Annotated in this window: 15 protein-coding genes and 1 tRNA gene; 10 read left to right on the top strand and 6 right to left on the bottom strand. The window is 55.7% G+C overall.

The genetic code is table 11. The annotated features are described in order from the left end of the window. Positions 1 to 9 precede the first annotated feature (9 nt). The 9 genes from Z948_RS0103565 to Z948_RS0103525 all read left to right on the top strand — a co-directional run bounded on the left by Z948_RS0103565 (position 10) and on the right by Z948_RS0103525 (position 9,126). Positions 10 to 579 (top strand): hypothetical protein, encoded by a 570-nt coding sequence (locus Z948_RS0103565; protein WP_025058202.1) that lies wholly within the window; start codon positions 10 to 12, stop codon positions 577 to 579. A 61-nt stretch (positions 580 to 640) separates the two neighbouring features. Then, on the top strand, positions 641 to 1,678 hold the full coding sequence (locus Z948_RS0103560; RefSeq protein ID WP_025058201.1) for a pyridoxal-phosphate dependent enzyme: 1,038 nt from the start codon (positions 641 to 643) through the stop codon (positions 1,676 to 1,678). Further along, positions 1,678 to 2,820, top strand: coding sequence for a M24 family metallopeptidase (locus tag Z948_RS0103555; RefSeq protein ID WP_025058200.1), 1,143 nt, complete (start codon positions 1,678 to 1,680; stop codon positions 2,818 to 2,820). Before Z948_RS0103560 ends, Z948_RS0103555 begins: the two co-directional genes overlap by 1 nt. Next, positions 2,817 to 3,548: a maleate cis-trans isomerase family protein gene (locus Z948_RS0103550; protein ID WP_025058199.1), complete on the top strand. Its 732-nt coding sequence runs from the start codon at positions 2,817 to 2,819 to the stop codon at positions 3,546 to 3,548. Before Z948_RS0103555 ends, Z948_RS0103550 begins: the two co-directional genes overlap by 4 nt. Positions 3,549 to 3,627: 79 nt before the next feature. After that, positions 3,628 to 3,702 (top strand) — tRNA-Gly (locus tag Z948_RS0103545). Between the two features lie 95 nt (positions 3,703 to 3,797). Then, positions 3,798 to 5,600: an ABC transporter transmembrane domain-containing protein gene (locus Z948_RS0103540; RefSeq protein WP_025058198.1), complete on the top strand. Its 1,803-nt coding sequence runs from the start codon at positions 3,798 to 3,800 to the stop codon at positions 5,598 to 5,600. A gap of 71 nt (positions 5,601 to 5,671) precedes the next feature. After that, positions 5,672 to 6,103 carry a peptidoglycan-binding protein LysM gene (lysM, locus tag Z948_RS0103535; RefSeq protein WP_025058197.1) on the top strand — a complete coding sequence of 144 codons (432 nt, stop codon included), beginning with the start codon at positions 5,672 to 5,674 and terminating at the stop codon, positions 6,101 to 6,103. A gap of 225 nt (positions 6,104 to 6,328) precedes the next feature. Beyond that, on the top strand, positions 6,329 to 8,206 hold the full coding sequence (locus Z948_RS0103530) for an acyl-CoA synthetase (protein WP_025058196.1): 1,878 nt from the start codon (positions 6,329 to 6,331) through the stop codon (positions 8,204 to 8,206). Next, entirely contained in the window at positions 8,203 to 9,126 is a 924-nt protein-coding gene (locus tag Z948_RS0103525; protein WP_025058195.1) for an alpha/beta hydrolase, read from the top strand. Before Z948_RS0103530 ends, Z948_RS0103525 begins: the two co-directional genes overlap by 4 nt. A gap of 7 nt (positions 9,127 to 9,133) precedes the next feature. On the opposite strand, the gene Z948_RS0103520 is transcribed toward Z948_RS0103525, so the two are convergent. From Z948_RS0103520 to Z948_RS0103495, 6 genes are all read right to left on the bottom strand, one after another. Beyond that, a complete protein-coding gene (locus Z948_RS0103520; RefSeq protein ID WP_025058194.1) occupies positions 9,134 to 9,970 on the bottom strand; it encodes an alkaline phosphatase family protein in 837 nt (278 codons plus the stop codon). 111 nt (positions 9,971 to 10,081) lie between these two features. After that, positions 10,082 to 11,719, bottom strand: coding sequence for an ABC transporter ATP-binding protein (locus tag Z948_RS0103515; RefSeq protein WP_025058193.1), 1,638 nt, complete (start codon positions 11,717 to 11,719; stop codon positions 10,082 to 10,084). After that, positions 11,716 to 12,531 carry an ABC transporter permease gene (locus Z948_RS0103510; protein ID WP_025058192.1) on the bottom strand — a complete coding sequence of 272 codons (816 nt, stop codon included), beginning with the start codon at positions 12,529 to 12,531 and terminating at the stop codon, positions 11,716 to 11,718. The genes Z948_RS0103515 and Z948_RS0103510 overlap by 4 nt, the downstream gene beginning before the upstream one ends. Further along, positions 12,528 to 13,484, bottom strand: a complete 957-nt coding sequence (locus Z948_RS0103505; RefSeq protein ID WP_025058191.1) for an ABC transporter permease — start codon at positions 13,482 to 13,484, stop codon at positions 12,528 to 12,530. The genes Z948_RS0103510 and Z948_RS0103505 overlap by 4 nt, the downstream gene beginning before the upstream one ends. A gap of 7 nt (positions 13,485 to 13,491) precedes the next feature. After that, positions 13,492 to 15,099, bottom strand: a complete 1,608-nt coding sequence (locus Z948_RS0103500) for an ABC transporter substrate-binding protein (RefSeq protein WP_025058190.1) — start codon at positions 15,097 to 15,099, stop codon at positions 13,492 to 13,494. A gap of 120 nt (positions 15,100 to 15,219) precedes the next feature. After that, positions 15,220 to 17,217 carry a CocE/NonD family hydrolase gene (locus tag Z948_RS0103495; RefSeq protein ID WP_025058189.1) on the bottom strand — a complete coding sequence of 666 codons (1,998 nt, stop codon included), beginning with the start codon at positions 17,215 to 17,217 and terminating at the stop codon, positions 15,220 to 15,222. A 329-nt stretch (positions 17,218 to 17,546) separates the two neighbouring features. On the opposite strand from Z948_RS0103495, the gene Z948_RS0103490 reads away from it, so the two are divergent. Then, positions 17,547 to 20,738 carry an Ig-like domain-containing protein gene (locus Z948_RS0103490; protein ID WP_025058188.1) on the top strand — a complete coding sequence of 1,064 codons (3,192 nt, stop codon included), beginning with the start codon at positions 17,547 to 17,549 and terminating at the stop codon, positions 20,736 to 20,738. The last annotated feature ends 209 nt before the right edge of the window (positions 20,739 to 20,947 follow it).

Raw genomic sequence — 20,947 nt, 5'->3', positions numbered from 1 at the left:
CATAACTGTGTGAAACGATTTCTAGCCGTAGCTCTCGCCTGCACATTGGCACCGCCAAGCATTGTGCAGGCCCAATCTATCCAAGACGGGTTGGCCGCATGGGGGAAGATACATGCGGTCCTGTCACATCCGCGTTGTACCAACTGCCACGTCGGAGACAGCGGCCGCCCAGCGTGGGATGATTTAGGGTATGGGCGCGATCGCCTGCACGGTATGAATATCAACGCAGGCGAAAGCCGTATCGGAGCAGAAAGCATCCCCTGCCGCGCCTGTCATATCGGGACGGCGGGAAGCAATGACACCCCCCATATGGCACCTCGAGTAGATGACGCATGGCGCTTGCCGCCAGTCTCGCTTGCTTGGCGCGGGAAAACCAGTTTGGAAATTTGTGAATCCCTCAGCCATGCCGAAGAAGGGGCAGAGATTTCCGACCTGATCGAGCACGTAGAGCAAAGCGAATTTGTGCGCTACGGGTTTGAACCCGGGCAGGGGCGCAACGCGGCACCTGCGTCTATCTCGCAGCTGGTCGCATACCTAAAGGTGTGGGGGCGCGCAGGAATGCCGTGCAAAGGTGAGTGAGCGGCAAAACGAGTCGCAAACTGGCTTGACCTGACAAGGTGCGCCGCCTCACCATCACAGGATGGATATTCTACATATAACCCGCCCCGCGCCGCTTGTCGGTCTTGATGGCATCCCGATGCCATCCGATGATGCCCCCCGCGCGCAAGCGTTGGTTGATCGCTGCCCTGTGGCAGGAGAAACCCCGCTGAGCGCATCCATCGCCATCGCCACGCAGGCCGCTGTTCAAGATGTCTGGATCAAGGACGAGCGGGGCCGCATGGGGCTGGGCAGCTTCAAGGCGCTGGGCGCGGCTTATGTGATTGCCAGTGATGCACAAGAAGGCGATGTGAGCGGGCGCACCTATGTGACGGCAAGTGCGGGAAACCACGGCATGTCCGTGGCTGCTGGGGCGAAGGCCTTTGGTGCGGCCTCTGTTGTTTATATCGCAGAAACTGTACCCGAAAGCTTTGCCGCGCGGCTAGAAGAGCAGGGCGCGCAGGTGGTTCGGCAGGGGGAAACCTATGAGGACAGTTTGCGCGCAGCAGAAGCGGCGGCAGAGGCGAACGGCTGGGATCTACTGTCGGATGGGTCATGGCATGGCTATACTGATCGCCCCCATCGTTTGATGGAGGGCTATACCGTTCTGATGGCCGAAGCGATCCGGCAAATTCCGCAGCAGCCAACCCATATCTTTTTGCAGGCAGGGGTTGGGGGGCTTGCTTGTGCTTGCGCCGCATTGGCGCGTCAGGCGTGGGGCGATGGGCCTCGGATCATCGTGGTTGAACCTGACGCTGCGCCCGCTTTGCAGGGCTCGATTGTAGCTGGAAAAGCCGTTGAAAGCAGCGGACCTGTTTCTGAAATGGGCCGTCTGGATTGCAAAATGCCCTCGCTCATCGCGCTAAAGGGGCTGGCCCGTGACGCGGATGATTTCGCCCTCATCTCTGAAGAAGAGGGGCAGGCGGGTGCTGGCCTTGCTATGGTTGCGGGGTTCGGATCATCGCCCTCTGGCGCGGCGGGGATTTCCGCGTTGATTGCCTTGGACGAGGCGCAGCGCGAACAACTGGGGATCACGATCCAGTCCCGCATCCTCTGCGTGCTCAGCGAAGGACCCGCCTGATGCAACGAGGGTTTGCGCCGCAGGAGTTTGAAGAACGCCTATCGCGGGCGCAAATCATGATGGCGCGTGAAGGGCTGGACGCGCTTTTGCTCACCACAGAGCCTGATGTGCGGTATTTCAGCGGCTTTCTGACGCGGTTCTGGGAAAGCCCGTCGCGGCCTTGGTTTTTGGTGGTGCCCGCAGCGGGAAAGCCAATCGCCGTGATCCCGTCCATTGGCGCTGCTTTGATGGAAAAAACGTGGATCGACGATATCCGCACATGGCGTGCACCGGATGTTGATGACGACGGTGTCAGCCTGCTGGCCAATACGCTAAATGATTTGGGGGCAAAGCACGTTGGCACGCCGACGGGCCATGAAAGCCATTTGCGGATGCCGCTGGGCGATTGGCAAAAACTGCAAGCCGCCCTGCAAGGAACGGTGCGGGATGACGCGCGCATCGTCGCAAGGTTACGCGCCCAAAAATCCGAGGCAGAGGTCGCCAAAATCGCCCACGCCTGCGCAATCGCAGGGCGCGCGTTTGCTAGGGTCCCCGAGATTGCAAGCGCTGGCGTCCCTCTCTCAGCTGTGTTTCGCGATTTTCAGCGCTTGTGTCTGGAGGAAGGTGCCGATTGGGTGCCCTACCTTGCAGGTGGCGCAGAAAAGAACGGCTATGCGGATGTGATCTCGCCTGCAAGCGACACTCCGCTACAGCTTGGCGATATTTTGATGCTGGATACGGGGCTGGTTTGGGACGGGTACTTTTGCGATTTCGATCGCAACTTTAGCATGGGTGAGGCATCGTCGCTGGTATCGGCGGCCCATGTGAAACTGATCGACGCGGTCGAAGCTGCGGCAGGGATCGCGCGCGCAGGCACAACGGCCGCCGAACTCTTCCACGCCATGGATCAAATCGTGACTGGCGGGGCAGGGGGCTCGGACGCGGGGCGGTTGGGTCATGGGCTGGGTATGCAATTGACCGAAGGCCTCTCGTTGATCCCTCAGGACCATACCGTGCTGCGCGCGGGGATGGTCATAACATTGGAACCGGGTATCGAGACCGAGAATGGCAAGGTGCTGGTTCACGAAGAGGACATTTTGATCACAGAAGGCACCCCTAGGTTCCTATCCCCCCGATCTGGGCCAGACATGGTGCAGCTATGACCCGCTATTCATACAAACGAACGGCGGATGGCGCGCGCCCCCTTGGGCTGGTCGTTTTACAATCGGATGAAACGATAGAGGGCGATATGCGCCGGATGATGCCAGCCGCTACCCAGTTGCATGTCACGCGCGTTCCGAGCGCAGAGGAAGTCACCCCCGCCAGCCTGCGCGCAATGGCGGATCATATCACCACGGCGGCGGGGCTGTTGCCCAAAGCAATGCGATTTTCGTCCATTGGCTATGGCTGTACCTCGGCCACGGCACAAATCGGCGCGGCAAATGTTGCAAACCTGATCCGTCAGGGCGCGCCTGCTGATCTGGTGACAGACCCGCTGAGTGCTCTTGTCGCGGCCTGTCGCGCGTTAAAGATAGAAAGGCTGGCGTTCTTGTCCCCCTATACGGCGGATGTTTCCAGCAAATTGCGCGCGGCACTCGCGGAGGCGGGGATTGAAACGCCAGTCTTTGGCAGCTTTGAAGAGGCCAATGAAGCCAGCGTTGTGCGCATTGATGAGCATTCCATCAAAGAGGCGGCCTGTGATTTGGTTCGAAAGGCAGACGTTCAGGCGGTCTTCCTGTCCTGCACCAATCTGCGAACGCTTGATGTCATCAAAGCGATCGAAACCCGCACAGGGCTTGTCTGCCTGTCGAGCAATCAAGTGTTAGCGTGGCACCTATGTGAGGGGGCAAATGTGCCGGGCAGGCTGAACGCGGCACTGCGCCCCTCGTAAAAAATTCGAAATTTGAAGCGATAAGACGTGTTTCAACGTCTTGACGCTCCTGCGCTGATGTCATACCCAACGACGGTACGCGGGCGTTGTGTAATGGTTAAGACCTCAGTTTTCCAAACTGAAGATGAGGGTTCGATTCCCTCCGCCCGCTCCACCTTCCTTTGATGCGATAATGTCGCGGCTGTTCGCGCTTGACCCTTTAGGGGCAGCACGCCAAAAAGCGCTGCACGAATTTGTAAAGGACAGCGCATGGCGGATAGCCCCACGCCCCCACCCACAGCAACAGAAGAGCGCGCGCGTTCCCGTCGTCTTGGTGCATTGGGCGCTTTGGTGCCGTTTTTACGCCCCTACCGTTTGTTAATGGTCGGCGCGCTGGCCGCGCTGGTGGCAACGGCCATGATTTCGCTGGCCTTGCCATTGGCCGTTCGCCGCGTTGTGGATACGTTTGATACGGGCGAAGCGGCGCTGCTGGACCAGTATTTTCTTGCGGCGCTTGCGATTGCGGGATTGCTGGCGATGGGGTCTGCCCTGCGATATGCACTGGTCACGCGGCTGGGCGAACGTGTGGTTGCCGACATCCGAAAGGCCACCTTTGACCGCGTCATCACGATGAGCCCCGTTTTCTATGAGCGGATCCTGACGGGCGAGGTTCTTAGCCGTATTACAACCGATACCACTCTTATTCTCAGCGTTATTGGCTCTTCGATTTCGATCGCTTTGCGAAACTTCCTGACGTTCTTGGGGGGGCTTGTGCTGATGCTGCTGACCTCGGCAAAACTGGCGGGGTTGGTTTTGCTGGTTGTGCCAGCCGTTGTTTTCCCGATCCTGATCTTGGGGCGCCGCCTGCGCGTGTTGAGCCGAGAAAATCAGGATTGGATCGCTGCGTCATCAGGCAATGCTTCCGAAAGCTTGGGGGCGGTTCAGACCGTTCAGGCTTTCTCGCATGAGGTGGCAACCCGTGCCCAATTTGACAAGATGACAGAAAGCTCGTTTGACGCAGCAAGCCGCCGTATTCGCACCCGCGCGTTTTTGACTGCGATTGTGATCTTCCTTGTCTTCTCGGGTGTCGTCGGCGTTTTGTGGATTGGCGCGCGTGACGTGCGGGCCGATGTCATGACGGTGGGCGCGCTGGTGCAATTTGTGATCTATGCGATCATGGTTGCAGGGGCTGTTGCTGCGCTCTCCGAGATTTGGTCGGAGCTGCAGCGTGCAGCAGGGGCAACAGAACGTCTGGTCGAGCTGCTAGAGGCCGATGATCCGGTTGATGATCCCACCGCGCCAAAAGCGCTGCCAAATCCCGTTCAGGGGCATATCCGTTTTGAGGATGTTGAGTTCTCTTATCCCGCGCGCCCGAATACGTCGGCGTTGGACGGGGTAAATCTGGAAATCATGCCAGGTGAGACGGTTGCATTTGTCGGCCCTTCAGGGGCGGGTAAAACGACGATTATTCAGATGATCTTGCGGTTTTATGATCCGCAATCCGGCAAGATCACCTTTGACGGCATTGATCTGCGTGACCTAACGCGAGAGGCATTTCGCAACCAAATCGCCTTGGTCCCTCAGGACCCTGTGATTTTTGCGGCCTCTGCACGTGAAAACATCCGCTTTGGCCGTCCCGATGCAACGGATGCTGAAATCGAAAGCGCCGCGCGCGCCGCTGCGGCCCATGACTTTATCGCGGCATTGCCAGATGGCTATGATAGCTATTTGGGTGAACGTGGCGTGATGCTGTCTGGCGGTCAAAAGCAACGCATCGCCATTGCCCGCGCCATTTTGCGCGCCGCGCCGGTCTTGTTATTGGACGAAGCAACCAGCGCCTTAGACGCAGAAAGCGAACGCGCGGTTCAGGCCGCTGTTGAGGAGCTGAGCGAGGGGCGCACGACTTTGATCGTTGCCCACCGTCTAGCGACCGTGAAAAAGGCCGATCGGATTGTGGTTCTAGAGGATGGTCGCATCGTCGATACGGGCACCCATGATGCTTTGGTGGCCAAAGGCGGGCTTTATGCCAGATTGGCAAAATTGCAGTTCACCGATGGCGCTACGGAGGTGTAATTCCCTCTTGCGTTCAGGCGGCTTAGCGTGAAAACTCCGGCCATAATTTTAACCATTTTGGGAGTAATCAAATGGGTCTGTGGAGTTTCGTAAAAGGCGCTGGCAAAAAGGTTTTCGGTGGCGATGATAGCGCCGAAGTTACCGGTGCTGCGTTGCAGGATGAACTGAAGGACCTTGGTCTGGATGCCGAAGGTCTGGACATTGTTGTTGAAGGCGACAAAGTCAAAGTGACAGGTCAGGCCGCAAGCCAGGAAATGCGGGAAAAAGTCATTCTTGCTGTTGGTAACGTCGAAGGCGTCGCAGCGGTAGAAGATGATGTTTCCGGTGGCGAAGGTGAGCCGACATTCCACACAGTGGAAAAAGGCGACACGCTGTGGGCGATCTCGGAGAAGACTTTGGGCAATGGTGCCCACTACGAAAAGATCTTTGAAGCGAACAAACCAATGCTGTCACACCCTGACAAAATCTACCCTGGTCAAGTTCTGCGCATCCCGACTGCGTAACTAAATTTGGCCGCATCCAGCCCAAAGCTGGGTGCGGCCTCTTTGTAGCTGCGGCTGCACAGCCTGTTTTCCGCTTCTCATCCAATCCGTTGACGTTTGGGAAGCTTTGCGGATAACGCTGCGTCCTAAACCATGGATTGCTTGAATTTCTCCATTAGCCGCGTCATCTTGTCCTAGGAAAAATGACGCATGTCGAAAAAAAACGGCAGCACAGGGAGGAAATACATGAAATTCAGTGGAATCGTAGACCGCGATGCAATTGAAGCGGAGAGCGCGTGGGAAGACCGCGACGTCCATAAGACGCTTTATAGCCTGTTGGCGGACACGACGAAGAAATTTCCAGATCGTAACGCGCTTAGCTTTCAGCTGTTGTCAGGGCCTAAAGACCCGTCAGAGACGCTTAGCTGGAGCGAACTGCACGACAAAACGGTTCAGGCGGCGAACCTGTTTCGGAGCTTGGGCGTTGGCCCCAAAGATGTCGTGGCCTACATCCTTCCCAATGCGAACGAGACCGTCTTTACCTTGTATGGGGGTGCGATTGCTGGGATCGTTGCGCCGATCAACCCTCTGTTAGAAGCCGAGCAGATCGGATCGATCTTGCGCGAGACTAACGCGACTGTTGTTGTTACGCTGCGTCCGTTCCCAAAGACAGATGTCGCCGACAAGGCAGCAGAAGCAGTTGCGTTAGCGCCTAACGTCAAAACCGTTTTGGAAGTGGATTTGCATCGCTACCTGACTGGTTTGAAAAAGGTCATCGTGCCGCTGATCCGCCCGAAGCGGACTGTGCAAAATCAGGCGACCTACAAAAACTTTACCGACGAGCTGGCAAAACAGCCCAAAACGCTGCAGTTTGAAGACCCGCAAGAAGACCGCGTGGCATGCTATTTCCACACTGGCGGCACCACAGGCATGCCAAAAGTCGCACAGCACAAATACTCTGGCATCATCTACAACGGTTGGCTGGGCAATCGCATCCTGTTGGAAGAGACCGACAACATTCTCTGCCCGCTCCCGCTGTTCCATGTTTTTGCCTGCCACGTTATCTTGATGGGGGCTCTAACGGCGGGTGCGCATACAGTATTCCCAACACCACAAGGTTACCGCGGAGACGGGGTGTTTGATAACATCTGGAAACTGGTTGAGCGCTGGAAGGTCAGTTTTATCATTGGTGTTCCAACAGCAATCTCTGCGATGATGCAACGCCCTGTTGATGCGGATATCAGCACTGTAAAAAGCACTTTCAGCGGCTCGGCCCCACTACCGATGGAGCTATATCGCCGCTTTGAAAAAGCAACTGGCGTGGAAATCCTTGAAGGTTACGGGCTAACCGAAGCAACAGTTATGGTTTCTGGCAATCCGACAGATGGTTTGAAAAAAGTGGGCTCGATCGGGATCGAATTCCCTTATACTCGGGTTCGCATCATCAAGGGTACGCCTGATGGCCATGTCGATGCAGGGGTTGATGAGGTGGGTGAGATTTGTGTCTCTAACCCTGGTGTTTTTCCAGGCAACACCTATACGGAAGCCGACAAAAACAAAGACCTCTACTATGACGATGTTTACCTACGCACGGGCGATCTGGGTCGTAAAGACGAAGATGGCTATATCTGGATCACTGGCCGTGCCAAGGATTTGATTATTCGGGGCGGTCACAACATCGACCCTGCCGAGATCGAAGAAGCACTGCTGGGCCACGAAGCTGTTGCCTTTTCCGGTGCAATTGGCCAACCCGATGCACATGCGGGTGAAATCCCCTGTGCCTATGTTGAGCTGGTTGAAGGTGCATCGGTCACATCGGAAGAGTTGATCGCATTCTGTAAAGAACACGTTCACGAACGTGCCGCGCAGCCAAAATATATCGAAATCATGGATGAGCTTCCTAAAACAGGTGTTGGCAAAATCTTCAAACCTGATCTGCGCCGCAGCGCGATCACACGTGTGTTTGATCAGGCTTTGTCAGCCGCGGGTGTTGATGCGCGTGTTGATCATGTCGTTGATGACAAAAAGCGCGGCTTGGTTGCAAAAATCTCGATGAATGGGGCTGGGCCTGACGCTGTTGGGTCTGTTTTGGGTAACTTTGTCACCCAATGGGATGCGGCGTGAGCCAAACCAACTATGGCGCGCTCCTTGATGACGAGGTGCGCGCCTATATTGCACGGGGGGCAGCGTTCTATCCTCCCGATGCAGTTGACCTAACCATCGAACAGCAGCGCGCGGTTTATGACGACATGTGCGCAGCGTTTCACGCAGGACGCCCCGCAAATGTTGTAACTTGGGACGAACCGCTCGGCGGTATCCCATGTCGCCGTTATGAGGCGGGAGCAACCGATGTTACGCTGATCTATTACCATGGCGGCGGGTTTGTCGTTGGTGGCTTACACAGCCATGATGATGTCTGCGCAGAGCTTGCGGCGCGCGCTGGGGTGAGGGTCATCTCGGTTGACTATGGTCTCGCACCCGAAAACATCTTTCCCAACTGCTACAACGATGCAAAGTCTGCATTTGACGCGATCACTCAGAGCTTTACAGGACAGTTCCTTTTGGCTGGTGACAGCGCTGGCGGCAATCTGGCAGCAGCCGTGGCGCATCATAGCCGTGGTCAGGTCGCAGGGCAGGTTCTGATCTATCCCGGCTTAGGCGGTGATCCGACCAAGGGCAGCTATGTCGAGCACGCCAATGCACCCGAGCTGACAACGCGCGACATGCAGTTCTATCAAACCATCCGAACAGGCGGCAAAACGCCCCCTACAGATGATCCGCGCTATGCTCCGCTGCATGACACTGATTTCACAGGCTTGCCCCCCACAGTGATCGTAACGGCCGCCTGTGACCCGCTGGCCAGTGATGGCGAGTCTTATCGCGATGCGCTAAGGGCTGCCGGAGGGCAGGCGGTGTGGTTTAATGAGGCAGGGCTGGTGCACGGCTGTCTGCGCGCCCGCAAGGTCAGCAAACGCGGCGCTGCGTTCTTTGATCGCGTTGCCGTTGCTGTTGAGGCACTCGCGAAGGGTGAATGGCCCTATTAAGAGCCAATCATTTCAAAAAGCTACCAGCCTTCATCGTCTCAGGAACGGGGGCACCTAAACGGCTGAGGATGGTTGGCGCCAGTTGTAGCTGGTCAATCGTGACATCAGGCGCAGGGCCCTCGGCATCACCAAAATAATATAGCGCGGCCTCTTGTTGTAGCGGGTCACGCCCGCCGTGATGGCCGCGTTCATCTTGGCCGTGGTCTGCCGTTACCATCACCTCATATCCCGCAGCCCGCCATTTCGAAATGAACGGCGCCAGCATTTCATCCATCACGAAACAGGCGTGGTCCATCTCCTGACAGTCATGAAAAAAACGGTGGCCCATGCTGTCTAATGTGCAGGTATGCAGCATCCCGTAATTCAGGCCAAAGCGCAGACAAAGGTTGGTCAATGTAGCGAAGAGATCAAGGTCCGAAGGCGTCATTTGGTTGGCTTGGCCATAACCGGTCATCGTGTGAAAACGACCATGGTTAATCGTCGCGCTTTCAGGCTCGTCATATTCGATGTCGCGGACGTAATCGAAAGGATGGCGGTTAAAGAACTCTGACCAAAAGCTATGAGCAACGGCACCCGTCACACCGCCCGCTTTGCGCACTTGGGCAAAGATGTCAGGCTGGCTGATCCGGAAAACGTTTCCGTTGCCTGTGCAACCATGTTGGGCTGGCGCCACACCTGTATGGATCGAGGCATAACAGGACGCCGAGATCGACGGCAGGACCGAACGGATTTTCCAAACGCGCGCATCGCCGCTATCAACCCAGCCCTCAAGATTGCCAAACAGACGCCGCCAGTTGCGGTAGGGCACGCCGTCAAGGATGATCAAAAGAAGTTTGTTGTCCATGCACAAAGCCTTTCAAAACTATCCCCCCATAAGAGGATAGTTTTGCCAAAAAGCAATGTTCAAAACCGACAATCGGCAGCCATTTAACGGGCCGCGCAGGAGGCGGGCAAATCAGTTGCCCGCGCTCTCCATTTTACGGTTTGCGATGACCTCTTCCAGCCAGCCCAGTTTCATCTCTGGAACAGAGCTGAGCAGCAGGTCGGTATAGTCATCAAACGGCGGGGCAAGCACCTTGGATTTCGGGCCATAGCGCACGACTTGTCCCTGAAACATCACTGCGATGCTATCGGCGATTGCTTTTACCGTCGCTAGATCGTGCGTGATAAAGAGATAGGCCACATCCTCGACCTTTTGCAGCCGCAAGAGCAGTTTCAGGATGCCGTCAGCCACCAGCGGATCAAGCGCCGAAGTCACCTCATCGCAAATGATGAGCTTTGGCTTGGCCGCCAAGGCGCGTGCAATGCATACACGCTGCTTTTGGCCACCTGACAGCTCGGCGGGGTAGCGGTCTTGGAAACCTTCACCCAGTTCGATTTCGTCCAACAACTCTTGGATGCGGGCCTGTTTCTCTTTGCCTTTGAGGCCAAAATAGAACTCAAGCGGGCGACCAATGATCGTGCCAACGGTCTGGCGCGGGTTCATTGCAGTGTCGGCCATCTGATAGATCATCTGCAATTCGCGCAAATCATCCAAAGGGCGCGTCGCCAGATCAGGCGTGAGGGTGCGCCCGTCAAAGGTGATCTCACCCTTGCTGGGAGGCAAAAGGCCCGTGATCACACGTGCCAGCGTGGATTTTCCTGATCCACTTTCCCCCACCACAGCCAGAGTTTGGCCTGGGTGGATTTCAACGTTGATGTCTTTGAGAACGTCAAAGTTCGTCCCGCTATAGCGCGCGGTTACGCCTTCGACTTTTAGAACCGGATTGTCGCTTGGCTCTTTCTCGACGTGTTTGATCGACCGAACGGACACCAGCGCCTGCGTGTATTCCTCGACAGGGTTGTTGATGATCTGATCGGTGGTGCCGTATTCAACCATCGCGCCCTGTTGCAGCACCATGATGTGGTCGCTGACTTGCGCCACAACGGCAAGGTCGTGGGTGATATACAGGGCGGCAACGCCTGTGTCGCGGATCGCATCCTTGATCGCTTTCAGAACGTCGATCTGTGTGGTGACGTCCAGCGCCGTCGTCGGTTCGTCAAAGACAACCAGATCGGGCTCTGGGCAGAGCGCGAGCGCCGTCATACAGCGTTGCAGCTGGCCGCCAGATACTTGGTGCGGATAGCGTGACCCGATGTTTTCAGGATCGGGCAAGCCCAGTTTTTCAAACAGGGTAACGGCGCGTTGCTCGGCCTCGGATTTGGAAAACTTGCCTTGGCTGATTGCAGCTTCGGTAACTTGTTCCATGATCCGTTTTGCGGGGTTGAACGAGGCAGCTGCGGATTGGGAAACATAGGTAACCTCGGCGCCGCGCAGGTTGCGTTTGTCCCCCATCGTGGATTGCAAGACGTCGCGCCCGTTCACCCAGACTTCGCCGCCAGTTAGCTCGACTCCGCCGCGACCATAAGCCATTGCGGCGAGGCCAATGGTGGATTTCCCCGCGCCGGATTCCCCGATAAGGCCCAACACTTTGCCTGCTTCCAGATCGAAATCCACACCGTGGACGATTTCGATCTCGCGTGATTTCTCACCCGGTGGAAAGATCGTCGCGCCGATTTTCAGGCCGCGTACTTTGAGTAGAGGTTCACTCATCCCCGACCCCCTTTCAATGATGTGGTTCGGCTGAGAATCCAGTCCGCCACAAGGTTGATCGAGATGCACAAGGCGGCGATGGCGTAGGCAGGGTAAAGAGCCGCCTGAATGCCATAGTTGATGCCTTCCTTGTTCTCTTTCACGATCCCGCCCCAGTCAGCCTGTGGTGGCTGTACGCCAAGGCCAAGGAACGAAAGCGTCGAGACGAACAACACCATAAAGATAAACCGCAGGCCCATTTCCGCCACCAATGGTGACAACGCGTTTGGCAATGTTTCGCGGAAGATTATCCAGCCGATTTTCTCGCCCCGAAGGCGGGCGGCTTCGACGTAATCCATGACAGTAATGTCAACGGCCACAGCACGCGCTAGGCGATATACCCGTGTGCTATCCAGCAGGCCCATCAGGACGATCAGCGTCACGATTGTTGTGGGGAGAACCGACAATACAACCAGCGCAAAGATCAAGGACGGGATGGACATGATCAGGTCAACAAAGCGGCTAATCAGCTGGTCCACCCAGCCGCCAGAAACCGCGGCAAAGAAACCCAGAACCGATCCAGTCACAAAGCTGAGGATGGTTGCGGCGGTGGCGATAAAGATCGTCGTGCGCCCGCCCCAGATCATGCGGCTTAGCAGGTCGCGGCCGATGCTGTCAGTGCCGAGTAAGAACTCGGAAGAGGAGGGCTCCCACACGTCGCCAACGACTTCGGCCATGCCATAAGGGGCAAGGAACGGGGCAAAGACAGCGCAGAAGAAAAAGAGAAAGGTGAAGAACAGGCCGATCAAAGCGGCAGGAGGTATACGGATCATTTTGGATGCCTCAGACGCGGATTGGTCACAATGGAAACGATATCGGCAATCAGGTTCAGGCCGATATAGACAGCAGCAAAGATCAAGCCACAGGCCTGCACAACAGGCACGTCTCGTTTGCTCACGTGGTCAACCAGATATTGGCCCATGCCAGGGTAGGCAAAGACAACTTCGACAACCACAACACCAACAACCAGATAGGCCATGTTGATCATCACAACGTTGACGATAGGGGCTACGGCATTTGGAAAGGCGTGCTTGCGAATGATTTTGAGCATCCGAAGGCCTTTCAGTTCGGCCGTTTCGATATAGGCGGATTGCATCACATTCAGGATGGCCGCGCGGGTCATGCGCATCATATGTGCCAGAACCACCAGCGTCAGAACCATCACAGGGATCGCAATCGCGTTCAACTTTGCGCCAAGGCTCATTGAATCGTTCATGATGGCAACGGATGGGAACCAGCGTAGCTTGATCGCCAGCCAATAGACCAGAATGTAACCGATCATAAATTCGGGGATGGAAATCGTGGTCAGCGTGACCGCCGAGATCAGTTTGTCAGGCCATCTGTCTTTGTAGCGAACAGCCAGCAGGCCAAGGAAAATTGCCAGCGGCACGGAAATAACAGCGGCCCAGAACGCGAGGAACATAGTGTTCTTCAAACGCCCGCCAATGCTTTCAGCGATGTCGCGGCCATTGGTGAGCGCGGTGCCAAGGTCACCCTGTAGGACACCACCTAACCAATTGAAATACCGTGTGACAGGTGGATCATTCAGCCCAAGTTCCGCGCGCAAGTTGGCGAGGTTTTCGGGGGTCGCACCCTGTCCGAGGATTTGTTGCGCCACATCGCCGGGCAGCATAGTCGTGCCAGCAAAGATCAGGATGGACGCGGCGAAGAGCAGCAGGAGGCCCAGCGCTAAGCGCTGGGCGACCAAAGTTACAATGGGATGCATGAGGTGATCACGCTTTCCATGTTGTTTTGAACGCGTACCAGTTCATCATCGGGCCGTTTGGATCACCCTCAAAGCCATGAACTTCGTTGGAAACCGCATCGATGAAGTCGTTGAACATTGGCAGGATCAGACCGCCTTCTTCGTTCAACATGCGACCCATCTTGGAGTAGATTTCCTTGCGCTTGGCTTCGTCCAGCTCGGCGCGTGCTTCTAGCAGCATTGCGTCGAAATCATCACGCTTCCAGCGGGTGTCGTTCCAATCGGCAGTGGAGAGATACGCGGTTGAGTACATCTGGTCCTGTACAGGGCGGCCGCCCCAATAGGATGCGCAGAACGGCTGTACGTTCCAGACTTCGGACCAGTAACCGTCGTTTGGCTCACGCTTGATTTCCAACGGAATGCCTGCCGCCTGAGCAGACTGCTGGAACAGCGCTGCCGCGTCTACTGCACCTGGGAAGGCGCCGTCAGCAACGCGCAGGATGATCGGGCTGCCGTCATGGCCGGAAGCCGCATAGTGGGCCTTGGCTTTTTCGATGTCATAGTCGCGCTGAGGGATGGTTTCATCAAACAGCGGGTAGGCTGCGTTGATGGGCATGTCGTTACCGATACCGCCGTAACCCTGCAGGATTTTCTCAACCATTTCTTCACGGTTGATCGCGTGCTTCAGCGCCAAGCGCAGTTCGTTGTTATCAAACGGCGCGGCGTCGATATGCGCGATAAACACATAGTGGCCACGACCAGAAACGTTTTTCACACTCAAAGTCGGAGCGCGGTCCAGCAGTTTTGCGATCTTTGGCTCAACGCGGTTGATCGCATCAACCTGACCAGACTGAAGAGCCGCCGTACGGGCAGTCGCATCGTTCAGAACGATAACTTCGACGCTGTCATAATGCGCGATAGTTGACTGATCGCCGCCCCAATAGTCGCTGCGGCGGGTTGCGGATGCGCGTACACCAGGCTCAAAGGTGTCCATGACATAAGCACCAGTACCGATCGCGGCTGTTTCAGCGCCAAAGCCGCCGTCCGGCTGGATCATCAGGTGATAGTCGGCCATCAGATATGGCAAGTCAGCGTTGCCAACGGAAAGCGTGACTTCGAAGACATTGTCGCCATCCGTGCGCATGCTTTCGATGCCCTTAACGATGCCCAAAGCACCGGATTTGGAATCTTCGTTAGAGTGACGCTCCATCGTGCGCAAAACATCCTGAGCGGTTACCGCTGCGCCGGTAGAGAAGGTGATGCCGTCACGGATGGTGAAGCGCCATGTTTTTGCGTCTGCCGAGCCTTCCCAGCTTTCTGCAACCAAACCTTGCAGGTCACCAGATGCTGTTACTTCAACTAGGGTCTCACCCCAAAGCTGACCAACCGCGATTGGCACATCAGATGCCCACAATGCGGGGTCTTGGGTGTTGGTGCTTTCGCCGCCCTGTACGCCCATGCGGAATGTACCGCCAGCTACGGGGGTTGCATGGCTGTCTGCTGCTGCAGAGTTGGCCAGCATTGAATTTGCTACTGCTGCTGTCACGCCCAAGGCGGCTGCACGCGTGACGAACTCACGACGGGTCATCAACCCGTTGGTCACGGCTGTGCTCAGCTGTTTCAGTTGATCTTTCATAGTGTGGTCTCCCAGTTGGAATCGTACGTCTTTTGCGCACGCTGTAGTGGTGGATGATTTAAGGTTGCGCATTTGGGCACATGTCGCAAGGCGAAATACCTTGGTTGTGTAACAGCGGCGTTATAGGTGGTCGCGCGGAATGGCCTCGCTTTCTTCGCGGGAATACACAAGTTCGCCATTCTCCCAAGCTTCAATTTTGGCTGTAAGGTGAAAGGTGGTCGCATCCGATCGCATACTGCATTGAGCACGGCTACGTAGGGCTATGCCGTCTCTTTCCAAAGTGTCTTCCCAATCACATTCGCCCCGCGCTGATAGCGGATCGTCGGGATGAATATCCCAGCGTTCGCGCGCGATGGAGCCTGTGATTAGGCCATGGTCTGAATCTTTGATCTTTCCAAAATCATCCTCAATTATGAGGCTATGCGTGCCGGTTACCATGTCCACCTCTTGCCGCCTCACGTGATTTTCTGGGCGAATCTCTTCGGTTTCCCACGGCGGTGCTGCTTCGGGCTGTTCAAATGTTACTTCATCATGGCCCTTCGTTGGGCGCTGGGGCAGGGCGATGCTGCCCTTGGAAATGTGAAGTGCGGCGGCTTCTGGCGCTGGCCACAAAAGCGGCCAATAAGCCGTCGATATAGAGACACGGATTCTGTGCCCTTTGGGAATGCGGTAGGCAATATGGTCAAGGTTCAGGGAAATCTCTTCGGCCACACCCGGTGTCATCTTGCTAGGCGTTGATGCGCTTTGTCGGTGCGATAGATTAAGAACGCCATAGGTGATGCGCGTAGATACCCCGTCTGGGTGAATGTGATTCAGCCGAACGGCCATTTGCGCCTGCGGTTTGTCAGAGGATATCGTAACAGTAAGACGCGGTGCGCCAACCAAATCCATATCAGCGGCCAAGGGGGCAGAGGTGAAGGTAGATGATAATGCGTCATCACCCCGCTGATCGCCGGGCATTTCGGGGCCTAGCCAGATGGCGCAATATTCTCCGGCGGCAGCGCCACAATGCGCGGGAGAGGAGACATCGACGTTTATCAATTGCGGTGCGTCTTCTAGCGATGCGTTTTCACCCAAGTGTAATGTCTGCACAGGTAGATGTGTGGTTGCCCCTGTCTTTTCGGCGATCCAGCGGCCGCTGCGCTCTTTATACCATGCGGCGGGGCGTACCCCGTCCATAAGATAGGCGCGATAGTCCGGATCTTCCTCAACGCCGGTGTCTATCCCCTTTAGCCAATGGTCCCACCATCTAAGAGCCTCCTGCAGGAAGCCGATACGAGGTTCGGGTGCTGCGAAATGGGGATATTTATGCACCCATGGTCCAACAATCCCCTTTGCGCCGTCTAGCGCCTCAACCAGTTGGGGGACGGCGTTTTTATAGGCATCTCCCCAGCCGCCAACCGCTAAAACCTTTGCCTTGATTTTCGAGTAGTCTTCGCAGACCGATCCATGCTGCCAATAGGCATCCCTTGTTTGGTGGCGGAGCCAGACAGAGGGCAGGAATGGTTCGTTCTCGAGGCGATCTAACCACATCTTGCGCCAGTCACTACGCAAAGCCGGATCCGGCGCGCGGCTGGAATAGCTCCACATTGTGGCGCCCCAGCCAAGGTTTTCGTTCAGCAGGCAACCTCCTTTATAATGGATGTCATCGGCAAAACGATCGACTGTTGAGCAAAGAGTAATGACAGCTTTCAGGGCTTCGGGAGCCAAGGCCGCAACCTGAAGCCCGTTGAACCCGCCCCAGCTGATCCCCATCATGCCTACATTGCCGTTGCACCAAGGTTGGGCCGCTGCCCATTTGATGACTTCAACAGCGTCGGAAAGCTCTTGTGCGGTATATTCATCCTCCATCAACCCTTCGCTATCGCCATTTCCGCGCATATCTACGCGGGCGCAGGCATAGCCCCGTTCGGCTAAATAAGGGTGGGTCAACGCATCGCGTGCACAGGTGCCATCGCGTTTGCGATAGGGAAGAAATTCAAGGATGAGAGGAACCGGATCGGCCTCGGCGTCTTTTGGTCGCCAAAGGCGGGCGGAAAGGCGAATGCCATCTGATAGGGTGATCAAATGGTCCGGATCTTCGGTAATTGCCCGAAGTGAATGATTTTTTATGGTCATATGGCCAACGTTGGCCCAGATCGGTTGTAAGTCAATAAGGAAGGCGAAATCGGAGCTAAAGCCTTGATAGGACTCTGATTGTTGCACTCAAAAGCAGCTTAATCACCCCCGCGACCTATGAAAGGTTGTTGCATCGGGCGCACATAATTGAATCTGCGGGGAAAAATTGGTGATAAAACACTGGATTTCCGTGAATCGTGTGAATAATGTGGTCACATAACGGTGAAATCACGGCACGCTCGAACGGGCCGGGTAGCAGCAAAACAAAAAAACAATAGAAGTAAGTGATCTGCACAAAGCAGGCGCTTTCGAGTAGAGTGGTAAAAACTATGAATGCGATTGATTTCGTTGTTCGCGGAAGTGCGGGCGGCATGCAGCGCGGAACAGTATCTGCGGATGCGCAAAACCAAGTGATCCAGGCCGGTTCCGGCCAGGAAATTTCCATTAACGCACGTCAATCCGATTTCGCGAGCCAAGTGCGGACAGGGGATCAGCTGGTGATCACGTTGGCCGATGGCCGCACGATCACAATTGACAACTTCTTCAACGATAGTGGCGCGGCGAACCGGTTGTTCGTTTCGGCTGATGGCTACCTGAACGAGGTTAGCTTTGTGGATTCCGGTCAGGGCAATTTGTATGCTCAGTACGGGCCAACTGCAGAATGGGGCAAGTGGAGCCCCTCTGATGAATTGATCTTCCTCGGCAACTCCGAAATTGCCGGTGTTGCGCTGCCTGAAGGCGGTGCTGATGACGTTTCCATGCTTGGGGCGGCTCTGTTGGGTACGGGCCTGCTGGGCGGCGGGGGCGCGGCTGTCGCGGCTGGCCTTGGTGGTGCTGCTGTTATTGGCGGTCTCGCTGGTGGCGGCGGAGGCGATGACGGTGTTGCAGCGCCTTACGTGAATGATGAGGATGCAAACGTTGCAATCGGCGGTGACGAGGGTGAACAGACCCTTACGATTACCGGCGGCGGTGAGCCAGGTGACACGGTTGTTGTAACGGTTGGCGAAGAAACTGTTGAAACAGTTATCGACGATGATGGTAACTTCTCGGCGGTATTTGAGGGCGATAACTTCCCTGCCGATGGCGTGTATGACTCGGTTGTGACTGTCACAGATGGTGACGGCAACGAGACTGTTCTTGATGGGCCGTCTTTTGAAATTGACACAATCGCGCCTGAGATTTCCTTTACCTCTGGCACAGAATCTACGGGTGACTTCTTTAATGAGGTGACTTTTGAAGATGGTGTGACATTGACTGGTACAGGTGAAGCGGGTGCGACGCTTGCGATCACAATCGCGGGTATCACGCAAACGACCGTTGTCTCCGAAACCGGTTCTTGGACTGTTTCATGGGATCCGGGTACATTGGATGCGGGTGAGTACACAACAGGTATCACAGCCGTTACAACGGATTCATTCGGTAACACGCGCAGCTACACAGAGACATTGGTTGTTGATACGGTCACTTCTGTAACTGTCGAGACAGCCACCGTTGGTGGCGACGGCACAATCAACAGTGTTGAGCACGCAGATGGTGTTTCTTTCAACGGCACCGCGCAGGCTGGCTCTTCGGTTGAAGTGACTGTTGCTGGCATCACGCAGACTGTTATCGCAACAGAAAGCGGCACATGGACGACAACCTTCTCATCAACAGATTTGGCTGCTGGTGAATACACAGGTACGGTTTCAGTTGTAGCAACAGATACCTTCGGCAACGTTGCGACCACATCTGGCACATTCGAAGTTGACACTTTGGTACGTGATTTTGCGATCACGTCCAGCACCGGTGGTGCAGATGGTGTTATCAACGCAGATGAGGCAGGCCAGCCGCTGACCGTTTCTGGGATGACCGAGCCAGGTTCGACTGTTGTTGTTGAATTGGGTGGCGCAACCGTAACTGCGGTTGTTTCGGCGAATGGTAGCTGGACAGCGACATTCCCTGCGGGCTCGATCCAATCGGGTACTTACACCTCCACAATGACTGCGACCGCAACGGATGCGGCTGGCAACGTTGATACCGCTACGACTTCTGTACAGGTTGATACAGACGCTGGTGTGTTGACGATCGACAGCACGCCTGTTGAAGGCGACGACATTGTGAACCATGATGAAGCCAGCGATGGTGTGGTTCTGACAGGTACCGCAGATCCTGGTGCAGTTGTTACAGTGACAATGGAAGGCGTAAGCCACAACGTCGTCGCGAATAACTCAGGCAACTGGGAAGCCTTCTTTTCGGCGAACGATGTTGCTGCGGGTGTTTACACCGCAGAAATCACAGCGACGACAACAGATCCTTACGGCAACAGCCGCCAAGCTTCTGATAGCGTCGAAGTCGATACGCGCGTTGATAACCTAAGCGTTTCAATGAGCGATATTGCCGTAGATAACATCATCAGCAACGCCGAACATGGTGGAAACGTGACCGTTACAGGTACAACCGAAGCCGGTTCGACATCTGTTGTTGTCACTTTGGCCGACCTAACAGCCAACGCAACCATCGATGCTGCGGGTAACTGGAGCGCGGTGTTTGACGCCAGCGCATTGGACAAAGGTACATACACCGCAGATGTTGGCGTAACCGTAATTGACGGTGTTGGTAACGTCGCAACAGCGGCCGCGACCGTTGAGGTTGATACCGAAGTTCTGCCACTGGCAGCAACCAGCAACTCCGCCGGTGGCGATCAGGTGGTTAACGCAGCCGAAGCCGCAACAGGTATTGATCTGGGCGGTACTGTTGAGCCTGGCTCAACTGTGCAGGTCACATTCGATGGAACGCAATATACTGCAAACGTAGATGCCGCAGGCAATTGGTCTTTGACCGTACCAGCCAGCGACGTACGCAGCGGTGCTTATGCTGCTGATATCGTGGTTGAGGCGACAGACCACGTTGGAAACGTTGCGGAAATTACCGATACGCTATCCATCGATACAGCCGCGCCAGATGGTCCTGTTATTGCATCCTTCACCCGTGCAGGTGACGGTATCCGCGGTATCTCCATCGAGACAGAAATGGACGGCGGTGCCGCATCAGGGGACGTTCACAGCGTTTCACAAGTTGCATCAGACGGTTCCATTTCAGAGGTGGCTGGCCAGCAGGGCTTTAACTCCTTGCGCGGTGAGACGGATTTTGTCTTCAATGAGAACGTTCCGAACGGTTCCCAGTTGATCGTGAACTCAACCGATGCAGCAGGCAACACATCGGGCACCTATCTGGTTCTTGATGACGAAGCGGCGACAAACTCGGTTGATCTGACAAACATGGCGCTGGGTGAATACCAGATCGAAAACCTCGATCTCGACTTTGCCGAAGCTGCCAGCGTTGTGATTGACGAAGCAAGCCTGTTGGCTCTCTCGACTGAAAGCAACACGCTTACCATCCACGGCTCTGCCGAGGATCAGGTTACGATCCAAGGTGGTGTTGCCCAAGGTACACAAAGCGTCGATGGCCAGACTTACAATGTCTATGCCGTTGGCACCGAAGGTACGCTGCTGGTCGAACAGGAAATCCCTGTAACGATCTAATCGGCGACGACCAAGACAACGGGATGCGGCGGGGCCAAACCACCGCCGCACCCGACAAAATAAAAAAGAACAAAAATAAATATAATATCGGCACGTTAAGGGCAGGATATGGGGCAGTGTAGGTTAAGAACCGCAGCGATGTGCGCAAGTGCGCTCGCGCTAGCGGGGTGTTTATCAGATGTAGGTGGCAACGCAGGTTCGCCGGACGC

The sequence above is a fragment of the Sulfitobacter donghicola DSW-25 = KCTC 12864 = JCM 14565 genome, assembly GCF_000622405.1.
In the GTDB taxonomy this organism is placed as follows: domain Bacteria; phylum Pseudomonadota; class Alphaproteobacteria; order Rhodobacterales; family Rhodobacteraceae; genus Sulfitobacter; species Sulfitobacter donghicola.
Note: the sequence above shows the minus strand (reverse complement) of the source record. Positions and strands in the feature narration are given on the sequence as shown.